The organism is Verrucomicrobiia bacterium (genome assembly GCA_023953615.1).
Classification (GTDB): domain Bacteria; phylum Verrucomicrobiota; class Verrucomicrobiia; order Limisphaerales; family JADLHS01; genus JADLHS01.
The window spans coordinates 1,174,024-1,189,670 of record JAMLJH010000002.1 but is presented as its reverse complement, the minus strand read 5'-3'; the positions used below and the strand labels follow the sequence as shown (position 1 = coordinate 1,189,670).

General features: G+C 56.3%; 16 protein-coding genes. 12 read left to right on the top strand and 4 right to left on the bottom strand.

Annotated features, from left to right (window positions below; translation table 11 throughout):
- Positions 1-93: 93 nt before the first annotated feature.
- Entirely contained in the window at positions 94-891 is a 798-nt protein-coding gene (locus M9920_15355) for an ion transporter (GenBank protein MCO5053654.1), read from the bottom strand.
- 232 nt (positions 892-1,123) lie between these two features.
- Between M9920_15355 and M9920_15350 the strand changes: the two genes are divergently transcribed.
- Both M9920_15350 and zwf read left to right on the top strand, forming a co-directional pair.
- Entirely contained in the window at positions 1,124-1,882 is a 759-nt protein-coding gene (locus M9920_15350; GenBank protein MCO5053653.1) for a DUF2249 domain-containing protein, read from the top strand.
- 91 nt (positions 1,883-1,973) lie between these two features.
- A complete protein-coding gene (zwf, locus tag M9920_15345; protein MCO5053652.1) occupies positions 1,974-3,362 on the top strand; it encodes a glucose-6-phosphate dehydrogenase in 1,389 nt (462 codons plus the stop codon).
- A gap of 359 nt (positions 3,363-3,721) precedes the next feature.
- Here zwf and M9920_15340 read toward each other — a convergent pair whose 3' ends face one another.
- Positions 3,722-4,207 carry a hypothetical protein gene (locus M9920_15340; GenBank protein ID MCO5053651.1) on the bottom strand — a complete coding sequence of 162 codons (486 nt, stop codon included), beginning with the start codon at positions 4,205-4,207 and terminating at the stop codon, positions 3,722-3,724.
- A gap of 281 nt (positions 4,208-4,488) precedes the next feature.
- Positions 4,489-5,895: a class II fumarate hydratase gene (fumC, locus tag M9920_15335; GenBank protein ID MCO5053650.1), complete on the bottom strand. Its 1,407-nt coding sequence runs from the start codon at positions 5,893-5,895 to the stop codon at positions 4,489-4,491.
- Positions 5,896-6,089: 194 nt separating this feature from the next.
- Here fumC and M9920_15330 point away from each other — a divergent pair, with 194 nt between their 5' ends.
- The 7 genes from M9920_15330 to M9920_15300 all read left to right on the top strand — a co-directional run bounded on the left by M9920_15330 (position 6,090) and on the right by M9920_15300 (position 10,366).
- Positions 6,090-6,581, top strand: a complete 492-nt coding sequence (locus tag M9920_15330) for an Rrf2 family transcriptional regulator (GenBank protein ID MCO5053649.1) — start codon at positions 6,090-6,092, stop codon at positions 6,579-6,581.
- Positions 6,578-6,805, top strand: a complete 228-nt coding sequence (locus tag M9920_15325; GenBank protein MCO5053648.1) for a hypothetical protein — start codon at positions 6,578-6,580, stop codon at positions 6,803-6,805. The genes M9920_15330 and M9920_15325 overlap by 4 nt, the downstream gene beginning before the upstream one ends.
- The gene (locus M9920_15320; GenBank protein MCO5053647.1) at positions 6,802-7,251 is read left to right on the top strand and encodes a DUF5069 domain-containing protein; all 450 of its coding nucleotides are present in this window, start codon (positions 6,802-6,804) and stop codon (positions 7,249-7,251) included. The genes M9920_15325 and M9920_15320 overlap by 4 nt, the downstream gene beginning before the upstream one ends.
- 128 nt (positions 7,252-7,379) lie before the next feature.
- Positions 7,380-7,949, top strand: coding sequence for a DUF488 domain-containing protein (locus M9920_15315; protein MCO5053646.1), 570 nt, complete (start codon positions 7,380-7,382; stop codon positions 7,947-7,949).
- Between the two features lies 1 nt (position 7,950).
- The gene (locus M9920_15310; protein MCO5053645.1) at positions 7,951-8,532 is read left to right on the top strand and encodes a mismatch-specific DNA-glycosylase; all 582 of its coding nucleotides are present in this window, start codon (positions 7,951-7,953) and stop codon (positions 8,530-8,532) included.
- A gap of 13 nt (positions 8,533-8,545) precedes the next feature.
- The gene (locus M9920_15305; protein ID MCO5053644.1) at positions 8,546-9,511 is read left to right on the top strand and encodes a cysteine synthase family protein; all 966 of its coding nucleotides are present in this window, start codon (positions 8,546-8,548) and stop codon (positions 9,509-9,511) included.
- 9 nt (positions 9,512-9,520) lie between these two features.
- Complete coding sequence (locus tag M9920_15300) at positions 9,521-10,366, top strand: sulfurtransferase (GenBank protein ID MCO5053643.1); 846 nt, start codon at positions 9,521-9,523, stop codon at positions 10,364-10,366.
- A 140-nt stretch (positions 10,367-10,506) separates the two neighbouring features.
- Here M9920_15300 and M9920_15295 read toward each other — a convergent pair whose 3' ends face one another.
- Positions 10,507-10,938 carry a DoxX family protein gene (locus tag M9920_15295; GenBank protein ID MCO5053642.1) on the bottom strand — a complete coding sequence of 144 codons (432 nt, stop codon included), beginning with the start codon at positions 10,936-10,938 and terminating at the stop codon, positions 10,507-10,509.
- 490 nt (positions 10,939-11,428) lie between these two features.
- Here M9920_15295 and M9920_15290 point away from each other — a divergent pair, with 490 nt between their 5' ends.
- From M9920_15290 to M9920_15280, 3 genes are all read left to right on the top strand, one after another.
- Positions 11,429-12,463, top strand: a complete 1,035-nt coding sequence (locus M9920_15290) for an SIR2 family protein (GenBank protein ID MCO5053641.1) — start codon at positions 11,429-11,431, stop codon at positions 12,461-12,463.
- Between the two features lie 12 nt (positions 12,464-12,475).
- Entirely contained in the window at positions 12,476-14,185 is a 1,710-nt protein-coding gene (locus M9920_15285) for a DUF87 domain-containing protein (GenBank protein ID MCO5053640.1), read from the top strand.
- A gap of 239 nt (positions 14,186-14,424) precedes the next feature.
- Complete coding sequence (locus tag M9920_15280; protein ID MCO5053639.1) at positions 14,425-15,615, top strand: glycine C-acetyltransferase; 1,191 nt, start codon at positions 14,425-14,427, stop codon at positions 15,613-15,615.
- Positions 15,616-15,647 lie beyond the last annotated feature (32 nt).

The window sequence follows — 15,647 nt, the reverse complement described above, 5'->3', positions numbered from 1 at the left end:
CTTGACGTGAGGTTGGAGGCCCGCTGCGTCATATCGGCGGTTAAATATACGGCAGAGCGCTTCAAACTGTTGCGCTGGCGTAGGAGGCGGACACTATTTTTTCTCCGCGTTGGACTGGATGAATTGATCGAGTTTCTGTTCCAGCGAGTGAACTTGCTTGGTCAACTTGTTGATTTCAGCCTCCAAGTCATCGTTGTTGTCGCTAACCATGGCGTCCACAAAGATCGAGTTGACCAATGACAACCCCATGATTCCACCCACCATCAATAAGCCGCTGAAATAGAGTTTCACGAAAAAGGCGGTCGTTGGGCTGGATTCCTGGGCGATGGCATTGGGAATTTCATACCAGCCTTCCACGGAGAACAGTTGGAAAATCGTGTAGATGGACTTTAGCGGATTGCCAAAGTATTGTGGCGCGGCTTCCTTGAAAAACGATCCGCTGATGAGCGCCGTGATGAAGATGAGCACAAAAAAACCGATGAGAATGATGTAAGACGTCCGCAGCGCGCGCTGGACGGACACGACAAAGGAATTGGCGTTGGGCAAGTACTTGATGAGGCGGAACGACTTGAAAACGCGGAAGATCCGCAGCGTCATGAAAATATTCGTGCCGAGAAATTGGTAATCGCCGAACGGAATGGCCAAGGACGGCAACGAAAGCAACACCACGGTGAAATCGAATTTGTTCCAGTGCTGCGAAAAATAGGCGGGCGCGCCGTAGGTCTTGATTTTAAGCCCGATCTCAAAAACGAAGACCAGCGTGAACAGCGCCTCGACGATATCCAGCAACTGTTCCGCAACGCCAAAGCCTTCGATGAAAATCACCACGGCGTTGAGCAGAATGACGCCCAGAATAAATGTGTCGTTGAGAAGTAACTTGTAAACCTTCATGCAAAACTGCCTGTCAGTCGCGGGTCATTGCGCGGAACGCTGGCCACCATTTTGTCTCCAAAATGTGAAATTTCGTCCTTACCTCAAACAAATTTTGCGTTTCAGCGAATTTTCTGTACCGGGTTGCAGCCGGATCGCTCTGCCTGACCGCCATCAAATTTTGCGCGTTCACGTATCCGCGTGGTCCGGATGCAAACTTGCTTCGCGATTTTTTGCGCGGATACTGAAAGGCATGAGTGACAAGCTTAAACCAGATGAGGTATTGGATGTGCGGGTGTTGGTGCCGATCCAGCGGCACGAGAAACTATTAAAGCTCTTTCAAGAATTGCCGGTCGGTCAGAGTTTCACGTTCATCAATGATCACGATCCCGTCCCGCTCTATTACGAATTCAAGTCCATCCACGGCGACGTGGTGGGTTGGGAGTATCTGAACCGCGGCGGACGCGACTGGAAGGTCAAGGTCACGCGCACCGGCGCGTCGCAAGGGCGCGACATGAGCCGGGTCGCCACGCTGCTGGATCTGCGCAACGTGGGCGCGGCGGAGTGGAGCAAGGTGGTGTTCCACCGCTACGCCATGATGGAAACGGATACAGTGATGGAATTGATCGCCAAGGAAGAGCCGACCGCCATTCACGATATTTTCAAAAATAAATTCGCCGGCAAGCACACCTGGACCGGTCAGCAGAAAACGCCCGGCGAATACGTCGTTCACATCAAAAAGGTGGCGGCAAGCGGTCTGGGCGAAGAGGGTTTCGCGGTCGTCAACGAAATGGATTTTCGTCCCTATCCGCCCGCCCAACGGCACGACATGTTTTACCGGGCGTTCGCGGATATCAAACCCGGCGAGGCGTTTGAATTCATCAACGATCACGATCCTAAACCGCTGTATTATCAAATGGAAGCCGAGAGCAAAGAACCCTTCCGTTGGGAATATCTGGAGAAAGGTCCGGACGACTGGAAGGTTCGCGTGTCCAAAATCAAAACGGCGTAGGTCGCGCGATTGGTAATCGGGCTCGTGTTTCGGCCGCGCCCAAGCCACCGCGGCGCGAGATCGAACCCATCAAACCGGCTGACGAAATCACATGAACGAAAATCATTCCGACGCGTTGGTATTCTTCGGCGCCACGGGCGATCTGGCTTACAAAAAGATCTTTCCCACGCTGCAAGCCCTGGTCCGCCGCGGCACGCTCAACGTGCCGGTCATCGGCGTCGCCAAGTCCGGCTGGAATCTGGACCAGCTCAAAGCCCGCGCGCGAGACAGCGTGGAAAAGCACGGCGGGCTGGACGCCGCCGCCTTTCCGAAGTTATGCCAATTGCTGCGCTACGTGGATGGTGATTTCAATGACGCCGCCACTTTTCAAGCGCTGCACCGCGAGCTGGGCCAGGTGCAGCGCCCGGCGTTCTACCTCGCGATTCCGCCGGCGGCTTTTGCCACGGTGGTCACCCAATTGGTCAAGGCCGGTTGCACCCGGGATGCGCGCGTCGTCATCGAAAAACCGTTCGGCCGCGATCTGGCGTCCGCCCGCACGTTGAATCGAATTTTGCTTCAGCATTTTCAGGAACGGGAGATTTTCCGCATTGACCATTACCTCGGCAAAAAGCCCGTTCACAACATGCTGTTCTTCCGCTTCGCCAATACGCTGCTCGAACCGTTTTGGAATCGCCGCTACGTCGAAAGCGTGCAGATCACCATGGCGGAGAATTTTGGGGTGCAGGGCCGCGGCTCGTTTTACGAACAGGTCGGCACCATCCGCGACGTGATGCAGAATCATCTGTTCCACATTCTCGCGCATCTGGCGATGGAGCCGCCGGTGCGCACGGACAGCGAATCCATCCGCGACGAGAAAGCGAAGGTGCTCAAAGCCATCCCGCCGATTGCACCTGGCAACCTGGTGCGCGGTCAATTCCGTGGCTATCGCAACGAACCGGGGGTGGCCGCGGATTCGCGCGTGGAAACCTTTGCCGCGTTCAAACTGGAAGTGGATTCGTGGCGCTGGCAGGGCGTGCCGTTCTATCTGCGCGCCGGGAAATGCCTGCCGGTTACCTGCACGGAAATTCTGGTGCGCCTGCGCCAACCGCCGACAATGTATCAAGGCTACCCACTGATGCCGAATGCCTGTCGGCTGCGCATGAGTCCGGACATTGCGTTCGCCTTCAACCTCAACACGATCACGTCTGATGACGAATCCACCAGTGACCAGATGGAAGTCATCGCGCAACACCATCCGCAGGCGGGCGAAATGGACGCTTACGAGCGCGTGCTTGGCGACGCGATGGCTGGCGATCAAACCTGGTTCGCACGCGAAGATTATGTGGAGGAAGCCTGGCGCATCGTGGCGCCCATCATCAAACTGACCACGCCCGTTCCCGAATACGAAGGCGGCACTTGGGGGCCGCGCGAAGCGGAAACGCTCGCGCCAATCGGCGGCTGGCACAATCCGGTGGTGGTTGAATCGCCAAAGCTCAAATAGCCCCCTGACTGTCACCGCCCGATGCGGCTGCCAATAGCCTTCTGCTCCTTTGAAGCAAAGCGAGGGATACGCTTACTTGGAACGATTCGATTGGAGTTTAGGTGGAACGGGCCACTGGCCCGTTCTGTCGGGCTACCAGCCCGTTAGCCGGACGCAAAGAGTGCGAACCCAATGGGGTGCGATCTCCGTACGCTCGACTGGGCGGCAGGTTGCCGCCCAGAACGGCCAGGTTGGCCGTTCCACCTGAACCAACTGCATCGTTCCGGGTTAGCCATTCAAAGCGCGGACTTCCGTTCGACGATTCTCTCCCCTGCCCTTGACCTATTCGATGAGGAAAAATGTCGGGCGCCGCGACGCGCTCACTCGCCCACGGCGAGTTGAACCGTTGCTTCGGCGTCGCCCGAGCCTTTGTTAATTACGACGGAACAAGTGCGGTTGTCTTTCTTCGCTTGGATCATGGACATCTCGCCCATGTTTGCGGTGGATTCAATTTTCCAGCCCTCGGCCTTCAGCTTTTCCTGATATTCCTTGGCGACTGCTGCCAGGGGTTGCTGAATTTTCAAATGCAAAATCTCCAGCTTATCCTGAGTCACGTTCATGAAAGGTTTGGCCCCCGCGAGGATCGGCACGTCCTTGGGAAAAGAATCCGGAACACTGACGGTGTCGCCCACCGTCATGGCGGATTTGCCATCCTGGCCTTTTATCTCCATCCGAAAATCGTCCCCGGATTTGGATTGGGTGATTTCCACATTGCCGTCGTCGGTCTTGATCGTGTGCTTTTTCTTGCCACAACCGCTGACCCCGATCAAGAGGACTGCCAGGATTGCGATGAGCGTTATTTTCATAAGAGTTGGTTGGTTGATTTCGATTTAACGGGCTGCAAACTGAGGCGGATTCTAGCCACTCCGCCGGGGCTGTCAATTCGCCAACGTCCGCACGCCGAAGTCTTGGAATATTGCGACGGTCAAATAGCCTGAGCGCCTGCCGGCGATGACCACAGCGCCACTCAACGCGACGAGACGTCGCGTCCACCCTGCAACCTTCGTTGGATGGTGCGCCGGGTGATTCCCTTCACTTCGATGGTTACCATTTTGATGGAGCCGCTAAAACTATCGCCGCCACCGCATCAGGGATGCGTCATGGCTTCCGGGCGGACTTGCCGATCAAATTCTTCGCCGGACAGATAGCCGAGTTTCAAACAGGCCTCGCGCAGGCTCAAGTTTTCGACGTGCGCCACATGTGCCAGATGCGCGGCTTTATCGTAGCCGATGGCCGGCGTCAGCGCGGTCACGAGCATGAGGGAGTTTTTCACATGGGCATCAATCTGGGCGCGATTCAGCGCCATGCCCTTGATCAGGTAATCCACAAATCCGTGGCTCGCGTCGCAAAGCAGCGTCACTGAGTGCAGGAAGTTGTAAATCATCACCGGTTTGAAGACGTTCAGTTCGAAGTTGCCTTGCGAACCGCCAAAAGCAATCGCCGCGTGGTTGCCGTGTATTTGCACGGCGATCATCGTCATGGCTTCGCACTGGGTGGGATTCACCTTGCCCGGCATGATGGACGAACCGGGTTCGTTTTCAGGAATCTGCAATTCCCCCAAACCACAGCGCGGGCCGGACGCCAGCCAACGGATGTCATTGGCGATTTTCATCAATGATCCGGCCAACGTCAGAATGGCTCCATGCGCGTACACCAATTCATCGTGCGCGGACAAGGCGGCGAATTTATTCGGGTGCGATCGGAACGGCAGTTGGGTCAGCGCGGCGATTTTGGCCGCCGCGCGCTCGGCAAATTCCGGATGCGCGTTTAATCCCGTGCCGACCGCCGTGCCGCCAATGGCCAGATCGTAAAGTCCGTCGGCGGATTGCCGCAGTCGTTCGATGTCGCGCGCCAACAAGCTCGCCCAGCCGGACATTTCCTGTTCCACCGTGAGCGGAGTGGCGTCCTGCAAATGCGTGCGCCCGATTTTGACCACGCCGGCAAATTCCCGAGCCTTGGCCGCCGTCGCCTCGTAAATCCGCTGGATGGCGGGAATCAAGTCGCGTTGCACCCGTTCCGCCGCCGCGATGTGCATGGCGGTGGGAAAGGTGTCATTGGAGGATTGGGAACGGTTGACGTGATCGTTCGGATGGATGGGTTTCTTGGAGCCGAGCACGCCACCGGCCAGTTCGATCGCGCGATTGGCGATCACCTCGTTGACGTTCATGTTGGTCTGGGTGCCGCTGCCGGTCTGCCAGATGCGCAATGGAAATTGATCATTCAATTTACCGGCAATGACCTCATCGGCCGCCGCAACAATCAACTTGGCTTTGTCCTCGGGCAGCTTGCCCAAATCTGCGTTCACCAACGCCGCCGCCTTCTTCAGCGTGCCGAACGCGCGAATCAACTCGGGCGGCATGAGGTCGCGACCAATGTCGAAGTGGATGAGGGAACGCTTCGTTTGCGCGCCCCAATAGACGTTGGCGGGCACCTCGATCTGGCCGAGGCTGTCAGATTCCACACGAACAGTTGGTGATTGGGTTGAAGAGCTCATAAGTATGTTTATCCGGTTTGATGTTATTGCTGTAAAATTTCGTTGGTGACGCCTCGTCCGCACCTTTGTCCGCGAAATCGGCGTTTCACCTCACAAAAGAAAAACTAACATAAGAGGCTAGTTACATTAAATATGTATTTCAAGTGCATGTTTAACTTGCTCTCGGAAAAAGCTGTTCCCATATTTCTTGCGGGATGCAACTAAGTGCCTACTCCGATTACGCCGTGCGCGTGCTGGTGCAAACCGCGCTGTGCGATTCCGGACGAATGACGGTGGCGAAAGTTGCGGAAACCTTCGCCATTTCGCGGCATCACCTGGTCAAGATCGTCAATGATCTGGGACGGCACGGTTATCTGAACACGCACCGCGGCGTGGGTGGCGGCTTCACCCTTGCGCAAGCGCCGGAGGCCATTCGCGTGGGCGACATTGTGCGGCTGGGCGAAGAAAGCGAAACGATGATTAACTGTCGGGACGCGCGAAATCGGGTTTGCCGGCTGCAACCGGCCTGTCGGTTCAAGAGTGTTTTGCAGGAAGCGTCCGCCGCGTTTTTTCAAGTTTTGGATCGCTACACACTGGCGGATTTGCTCCAACAACCCGCTCGCATCCGGGCGGTATTGGGAATGGAAGCATCGGTTGCGGTGACCACCACGCCTCGTGATGTCACTCGCACGAAAGTTGAGGTATGAAAACCACGAAGGTAATTGAGAAATCAACGGCTGGTTCCGTCCGTGCGGATGAAAAAGCCGTTTGTGATGTTTGCGGAAAATTTGGCGCGTTTCATTTTGGCGATCGCGTCTTGTGTCAGGAATGTTACGTCGGGAGCGGCTCGTGCTGTCCGGAATTTGGCAAGGACGACCTGTGGCCGCGCGAACCCGAAGCCAATCAAACCAGAGAGAAATTAATTAAATGAGCACACCTATTATTGATCGAGACCTAACCCGGCAAGCCCCTTCCAGCCCGCGCGAACGCGTCGGCGGATACGTGATTGCGAAACGCGCCGTGGACAAGTGCCGCGCCAACCTCAACGGAAAGCGGGGCGAATATAATTTTGATTGTCCGTTGGACAACGTCCTGTTCGGGTTCAAGGAAATCACCGGCCCGCAATTTCAGGCGGCCGTGCAGGCGGCCAAGACTTACGAGGAAATCGGTGCTTGGCTCAACGCCAACGGCGCCAAGAAGACGCCCGAGGAAGTGAAAGCCTGGTCTGATAAAGTGGAAGCGGACAGCTTGTATAATTACCCCGAAAAGCGCGCTTACTTTGTGGAAAATTGTGCCAAACACGGGTTGAAGCCCGAAACGGCCACGACCTTCGACTGGTTGGAAGCCGACGATCGCGCCAGCTTTGCGGCGAAGTGAAAATTCGTCCTCAGCAGAATGCGGCCCGTACGAAACCGAATCCAGTAATTAGAAAAGTCAGCAGCGACTCCGCTTCGAAACCGAAACGAAGCGCTGGCTCCGCCAGCCGCAAGAAAACCCAATTCGTCGTGCTGACGATTGGTCATTCGACCCGTTCGCTCGCGGAGTTCGTGGAATTGTTGCGTGCCTACGAAGTGTCGCTCGTCGCGGACGTGCGAACGGTGCCGCGCTCGCGTTACAATCCGCAGTTCAATAAAGAAACCCTCGCCAAGAACCTCGAAAAGGAAGGATTGCATTATGTCCATTGGCCGGGTCTCGGCGGACTGCGCCATACCAAGCGGGACTCGATCAATACCGCCTGGCGCAACGCATCCTTTCGCGGTTATGCGGATTACATGCAGACCCCGGAATTCAAGCAAAGCCTCGAGGAATTAATCAAGCGCGCGCGCCGCGAACGCACGGCGTTGATGTGTGCCGAAGCGGTGCCGTGGCGCTGCCATCGCTCGCTCATTGCGGATGCGTTGCTGGTGCGCGGTATTCGCGCGGAAGACATCATTGGACCGAAGAGCCGCCGCGTTCACACCCTGACGCCGTTTGCCAAAGTGCGCGGATTAACCATCACCTATCCCGCGCCGCCCGCCGCCTCGAAACTTGAAGCTCCGGCGCCGCGCGCTCGTCGCGCCGGCACCACCGCTTGATATGGTCGAGTATAAAATATCTCCGGGCGCAAAAATCCTGTTCGTTGGCATCAATCCGCATCCGGGATCGCACCGGCGCGGCGTGCCCTTTTCCAACAACAAGATGTTCTGGTATCTGCTCAGTCGGGCCGGTTTACTGGCGGAAGCGGAAAGCGATCTGAAAAACGATCAAACCCTGCGCCGCGTTTACGATGAGAAATTCATGCCCGAGTACGGCTTGAACTTTGTGAATTTGGTGGATCGCCCCACGGTGGTCGTGACCGAACTGCGTCCGGGCGAGGAGCAAACCGGCGTCCAACGGGCCAGGCAGATCATCCGCCAACACCAGCCCAAAGTGGTTTGTTTCATCGGCAAGGTGACGTTCAATAAATTTTATGGCTGTCGCGATTGTGAATTTGGCTGGCATGCGGCCATCGAAAAGAGCAAAGTTTATTTGATGCACTTCCCCATCCGCGGGCTGGCTTCCATTCGAGTAAAAGAATTGAAAGAAATCAAACAGATGGCGGAGCTTGGCGAGGTCGCCCGGCCAGCCAAGGCAACCAAGCCGGTGCCCGCGCGGAAAGGGGTGCGATCGAAACGGTAATTTTGGGTTACACATGAATCATCAGACACGCGTTTACGAAAATATCTTTGAACTGCTGCCCACCGAGCAGAACCCCACGCCATTGGTCCGCATCAATCAGCTCAACCCGATGCCGAATTTTCCGCTCTACGCCAAACTGGAATGGATGAATCCGTTCGGTTCGGTGAAGGATCGCGCCGCTTGGGCGCTGCTGCGGGATTTGGAAGAACGCGGCCAGTTGACCGATGGGCGCGGTTTGGTGGAACCTACTTCGGGCAATACCGGCATCAGCCTCGCCGCGCTGGCGCGGGCGCGCGGCCACCGTTTGCTGGCGGTGGTCCCCAACAAAATTCCGACGGAAAAAAAGATTCTGCTGAAAATCGTGGGGGCGGACCTGGAAGTGATCTCGGACGAGCTATGTCCCGCGCCCGGCCTGGGCGATGGTTCAATCAATCTGGCCAAGACTCACGCCAAGGCGTCGCCTCAAAAATACGCGATGCCCAACCAGTACGAAAACGCCAAGAATGTTGAGGCGCATTACACCACCACCGGCCCGGAAATCTGGCGGCAAACCGAAGGCAAAATTACCCACTTGTTCGTTTCTCTCGGCACCTGCGGCACGGTGACGGGCACGGCCAAATTTCTGCGCGAGAAAAATCCGGACGTAAAAATCATCGCCGTGCAACCCACTGAAGGCCACGACGTGCCCGGGCTGCGCAACGTTTCGCAACTGGGCGTCTCCAAACTCTTCGATGCCTCGCTGGTGGATGACATCCTCGAAGTGGATTTTCGTCTCGCCTACACGCGTGCGCTGGAGTTGTGCCGCAATGAAGGATTGCTCGCCGGCCCCAGTTCCGGACTGATTTTCGAGGGCGCATTGGATATCGTGCGCCGCGATCAAAACGGGCACGGCGTGATGATCTTTCCCGACAACATTTTCAAATACACTTCGAACCTCGCGAAACACGTTCCCGAATTGGGCACGGGGCTTAAACCGTAATCATGACTTATGGCAAACTATGCACATCCTGAAGTCCTGGTCGAAACCGACTGGGTCAAACAAAACCTCGGTAAACCGGGGATCAAACTCGTCGAAATAGACGTGGACAGCAAAGCCTACGCGGCCGGACACATTCCGGGTGCGGTGGGCTTCAATTGGCAAACGCAACTGCAAGATCAGGTGCGGCGCGACATCATCACCAAAGCCGCTTTTGAAAAATTGCTCAGCGACGCCGGCATCCTGCCCGCGGACACCGTCATTCTGTACGGCGATAACAACAACTGGTTCGCCGCGTACGGCTTTTGGCTGTTCAAAATTTATGGACACAAGGACGTGCGCCTGATGAATGGCGGTCGCATCAAATGGCTCAATGAAGCCGACAAGGAAATGACGACGGACCTGCCAAAGGTTACGCCCACGCAATATCAGGCCAGCGGACCGGATTTGAGCCTGCGCACGTTGTTGCCCGAACTGCTCAAACAGCGCCCCGATCAAACCTGCAATCTCGTGGACGTGCGCAGTCCGGACGAGTTCACCGGCAAAGTCATCGCGCCGCCCGGCATGACGGAAACCGCGCAACGCGGCGGACACATTCCCGGCGCCAAAGGCATTCCCTGGAGCACGGCCGTGGGCGCGAACGGCACCTTCAAATCCGCGGACGAACTGCGCGGCATTTACCTGGATAAAAACGCCGTGGACCCGAACAAGGAAACCATTGCCTATTGCCGCATCGGCGAACGCTCCAGCCACACCTGGTTCGTGCTGAAATACCTGCTCGGCTTGAACAACGTGAAAAACTACGACGGCAGTTGGACCGAATACGGCAGCATCGTCGGCGCTCCGATTGAAAAGTAATCGCCGTTACCGTCTCACCTACTGAGGCGATTATCGGGCCTTTCAACCTCACGTCCTGTCAGCAATGGCAGGACGTTTTTGTTGGGCTTGTCAACTTCGGAACGGCGGCGCGAGCCGTCGCTTCAATCAACCCTCGCGCATCAGCCCGCTCGTTTTCGCGAAAGCAAATTATCCAGTTCGAGGAATTTTCCTCGAATCAAAGGCAGCGCCAAAGCGGCGGCTGATGCCGCAAACACCGAAGCGTCCAACGGACGTTTGATTCCCGTCCACAACGCCATTGAGAGAGCAAACACCAGCAACAATCCGCCGCTCAATTTGGCAAACAAATCCGTGCGGAAACCCACGATCAAGGCCAGCGCAAAAATGACCTCGGCGGCCGTGGCCAGGATCCCGGCCACCGGCACCAACGACGCTGGCAACCACGGCGTCAGGGTGGCGGTGTATTTCAGAAAATTCTCCCAGTTGCCCCAGGCCACGCCTTGATGCCAGAAGCCGAACCGATCCGCCACCGCCGATAAAAACCCGATCCCCAATGAAAGCCGCAGAAAAAGTTTAACCAAATTAGCGTACATACAAAAAGATGATTGCGAACACGGAGGAAACAAAAAGTCGTGGATTCCCCCGCGTAACGCCTCACAGCTTAACCGAAAGTTTATCAAAGCCAAGCCGCCGCAGTTTCGACCGAGCCGCCGCCACGCCAACGCCCGGTCAGTTTGATCTCTTGGCGTTATCCCAGCGCGCACGGTTTATTTACACTGAACGCCGCAACTCGAGGCAACTGCAGACGCGCGGCGATTTCATCAGGTTCTGAAGTTAAGGGTCACCGAGGCGCAGAGACCCAGAGAAAGTGTCATCCTGTAAATCCCGTTCATCCTGTCAAATTCACGAGGCTTTTGCTTTGCTCAAGCAGCCTTTTTAACTACGCTGCGCGACATGCTGAAACTCCCGCCCATTTTCCACCACGGCGACGTGAACGAAATCATCGGCAAATCCGGCGGTGCAGATCAGCTCCGCACCGCCGCCAACCAACTCAAATCGCTGCTGTATGCAGCGTGAAATGCTATGAGCCTAGACCTCGTAACCATCTTGCCCAACATCAATCACTCACTCGAAGGTACAGGGTTTCTCTTCGGCGCTGGCACGTCGGTAGAAGCTGGCTATCCGATGATGAATGGCCTGACTCGAAAGGTTGTTGGTGCTCTCACGCCGGCTGAACGTGCCGTTCTCGACAAAGTGCTCAAGGCTGCCGGGTCGTCTTATGATGATGCGAAGGCTACGCCAAACATTGAGGAGATTGCTGACTTACTCATCGCCCATGCCATCAACTCGAAGGATGCGCAATGCATCGCACTTGAGCCCAGATTTCGGGAACTGGTGGTCCACGAAATCCTAGCGGTCAAAACTCCCAATATCGACAATCACGTCCAGTTCTTCCGTGCTCTATCCAAGCGGACATTCGGACGCCCATGCACGGTCTGGATTTTCACAACGAATTATGACCTGCTGTTTGAGGTCGCAGCAGCGAAAGCTGGCGTGCTTATTGAGAACGGATTTTCCGGATGCACCGAGCGTTTCTTTAACCCTGGCCAGTTCATGGCAACGTCGGGCGAGGTTGTTGGCAATCGCTTTACCCCAAACAACCAGCTCGCGATAAAGCTGGTGAAACTTCACGGCTCGATCTCATGGACATCCGACGCCGGACAATTTTTTGAGCGACATCCCGATGTCCTCTCAGGGCCAGCGAACCGCGTCATGGTCTTGCCGCGCCGGAAAAAAGTCATGGAGGCCCTAGCGCCGCCGCACGAAACGATGTTTGCTTACATGAGCCGCGTTCTTGGTGGGGCGTGCAAATACATTCTTTGCTGTGGATTCAGTTTTGGTGACGAGCACATCAACCAGCATCTCGTTTTGCCTGCACTAAAAACTGGACGCATCCGGCTCTTTACATTGAACCAAATTGAGCCGAGCGGAGTGGCCGATTTCAAAAAGCTGCCTTCGTTCGGAGGCGGCTATTCAAACGAGGTGTTCATGGGTGGCAAAGCGGCTACACCCGGCACAGACCTTTGGAAATTCAGCGAGTTCGTGAAGCTCTTCTAACCGGATACCTTTATGAGTAATTACCAGATTGGCAAAGTTGTGGGCGTCACGGGTGACGAAATCTTCGTGTCACTGCTCGACCACGAACAGTCAACCGGATCGGAAATGGGAGTGCCCGAGTCCATGACCATTCACCTTGCTACCGGTGCTGGGCCGATGCCTGTGCTCATTGGCCAACCTGGGACGTTCGTGATGATTGCGCTGCCAGCGGGGCGATTACTCTGCATGGTCACCAGCGTTGAAATGCGCGAGGCGAAGAACACGGCGTCGGAACTTCGCGACATTGACTCTGCTGGTGCGTTCGTTCTCGACCGGGCAAATCGCGGTCTGGCAACTATTGCCGTTGGCACAATGGACGCAGCGGGAAAATTTGAACGCGGCTCTGACGTTCTTCCAACTGTGAACGCGCCGGTGTTCGCAGTTGCACCGGAACTGATCGACAAGGTTTATTCGAGCTACGCGGAAGGTGATTTTGCTATTGGAAAACTTTCGCTCGTTCCCAGCCAGCAGGCCAAAATCAATCTCGATGCCTTCCTCACTCGTCACGCCGCCATTCTTGGGCAGACGGGCGGTGGCAAGTCGTGGACGGTCGCATCGCTGATTCAGAAAATGTGTGCGTTCCAGCAGGCGACCATCGTGCTGTTCGATTTGCACGGTGAATATGCCGCCACCTTCGGAGCTTCTGCCGACGTGATTTCCGCAACCGACTTGGAGTTGCCCTATTGGCTAATGAACTCCGAAGAACTGCTCGGCCTCATGGTAGACCGCAGCGAGTCCGCTGCCCCAAATCAAATCGCCAAGTTCAAGGAACTACTGCAAGCCGCAAAAGAGAACCACCCAGAAAACAAGGCACTCGCGATCAAGAAAATCACCATCGATACACCGGTGTTCTTTGATTTCACCTCGATACTAAGTGAGTTCAGGCGGCTCGACACGGAAATGGTCGCTGGGGCGAAAGGGCCGAAGCAAGGACCGCTCTTTGGCGACTTCACGCGCCTACTAATGCGCATCGACTCTCGACTGAACGACAAACGCTACGACCTTATCTTCAAGCCGACGAAATACAACACCAGCGCATCGATGGAAGCCTTGTTCCGTCGGCTGCTTGGCGAAGCAACCGGAGCGCGAAAGAAGGTTGTAGTTGTCGATTTGAGCCCCGTGCCGTTCGACGTTCGCTCGTCCGTGATCTCGCTCATTCTCCGCTGCCTGTTCGACTTCGCCTATTGGCATCGCCGCGCCCACAAGGTGCGCTTCCCAATCGCCGTCTTCGCAGACGAGGCTCACATTTACTTAAGCGATAGCAACCCGGCCACAGACGCAGCCAAGCACTCAGCCGAGAGGATAGCCAAAGAAGGGCGCAAGTATGGCATCAGCCTCACTGCCATCAGCCAACGCCCACGCGAAGTGTCCGCCACCATACTTTCGCAGTGTAATAGCTTTCTCTGCCTACGAATCTCGAATCCGGACGACCAAGCATACGTCAAGAGCCTCCTGCCCGATTCTGTCCGTGGGATTGCGAGCATGTTTTCAACGCTTCGCCGCGGGGAGTGCATCCTGCTAGGTGACTCGGTGATGATGCCGACGCGAATCAAAATTACCGAACCCACCCCCGCGCCAGTCAGCGATGATGCTTCTTTCTACAAATCGTGGAACGAAGCGCCGAAGAATATTGATTTCGCCAAGGTGCTGAAGGCGTGGCGAGACCAAGACGTTGTGCCGTAACTATTATTCCATGCCCAAGGCTGTTTCTTCTCCCACCACCCAATCTCTCGGTGCGCTCCTGAAACCCGCGCGTAACCTCATGGGCAAAGGCAAAAGACACATCGGGCGAAATCGCTATATCGCAGGCTTCCAGCCTGCCGAACGAGTTCAGCGGCGAGACGACGGATGCGTCCCCCAATATGCGGGGTTGAGTTCCGGGCGCGTCTCGGGTTCTAATATCGCAACTGAAGAATGCGGGCATGAGTTACCTTCCGGAATTCCAACAACACGTCGCGGCGCAACTGGCCGCCATCCGGACCGCGGGCACGTACAAGGCAGAGCGCGTCATCATCACGCCGCAAGGCAGCACGATTCGCGTGGCCGACGGGCGGGAGGTGCTGAATTTGTGCGCCAATAATTATCTCGGCCTCGCGCAGCATCCTGAGGTCGCCGCCGCCGCCAAAGCCGCGTTGGCGCAATGGGGTTACGGCTGCGCCAGCGTGCGGTTCATTTGCGGCACGCAAGGCGTTCATAAACAGCTCGAGCAAAAGCTCAGCGAATTTCTCGGCACGGACGACACGATCCTTTACTCCTCCTGCTTCGATGCCAATGGCGGTTTGTTCGAGACGCTGCTCGGCGCGGAGGACGCGGTGATCTCCGATGAATTAAATCACGCCAGCATCATTGACGGGATCCGATTGTGCAAAGCGCAACGCTTTCGCTATCGCAACAACGACCTGGCGGATCTGGAGGCCAAGTTGCAGGAAGCTGCGAACGCCCGCTTCAAGTTGATCGTCACCGATGGCGTGTTTTCAATGGATGGTTACATCGCCAATCTGAAGGGCATTTGTGATCTCGCGGAAAAATACGGCGCGCTGGTCGTCGTGGACGATTCGCACGCGGTCGGGTTCATGGGCAAAACGGGACGGGGCACTCCTGAACATTGCGGCGTGATGGGCCGGGTGGATTTGATCACCGGCACGTTGGGCAAGGCGTTGGGCGGCGCCAGCGGTGGGTACACCAGCGGTCGCGGCGCCATCATTGAACTGCTCCGCCAACGGTCGCGACCTTATCTTTTTTCCAACACGCTCGCGCCGGCAATTGCGGGCGCTTCGCTGCGCGTGTTGGAATTGCTCAGCGCCTCCACCGCGCTCCGGGATAAATTGGCGGCCAACACGGAATTTTTCCGCGCTGGTCTGAGTCAACTTGGCTTTACCGTGTTGCCGGGCACGCATCCCATTTGTCCGGTGATGCTGGGTGACGCGGCTCTGGCGACGCGGTTTGCCGATGCCATGCTTGATCAAGGTGTTTATGTCATCGGGTTTTCATTCCCGGTCGTACCCAAGGGCCAGGCGCGCATTCGCACGCAGATTTCCGCCGCCCATTCGCGAGCGGATTTGGAACTCGCTTTGCGGGCCTTCGCCACGGTAAAAGAACAACTCGCTATTTGAATTGAATTGCCGCATAAAGAGTCGAAACGAAA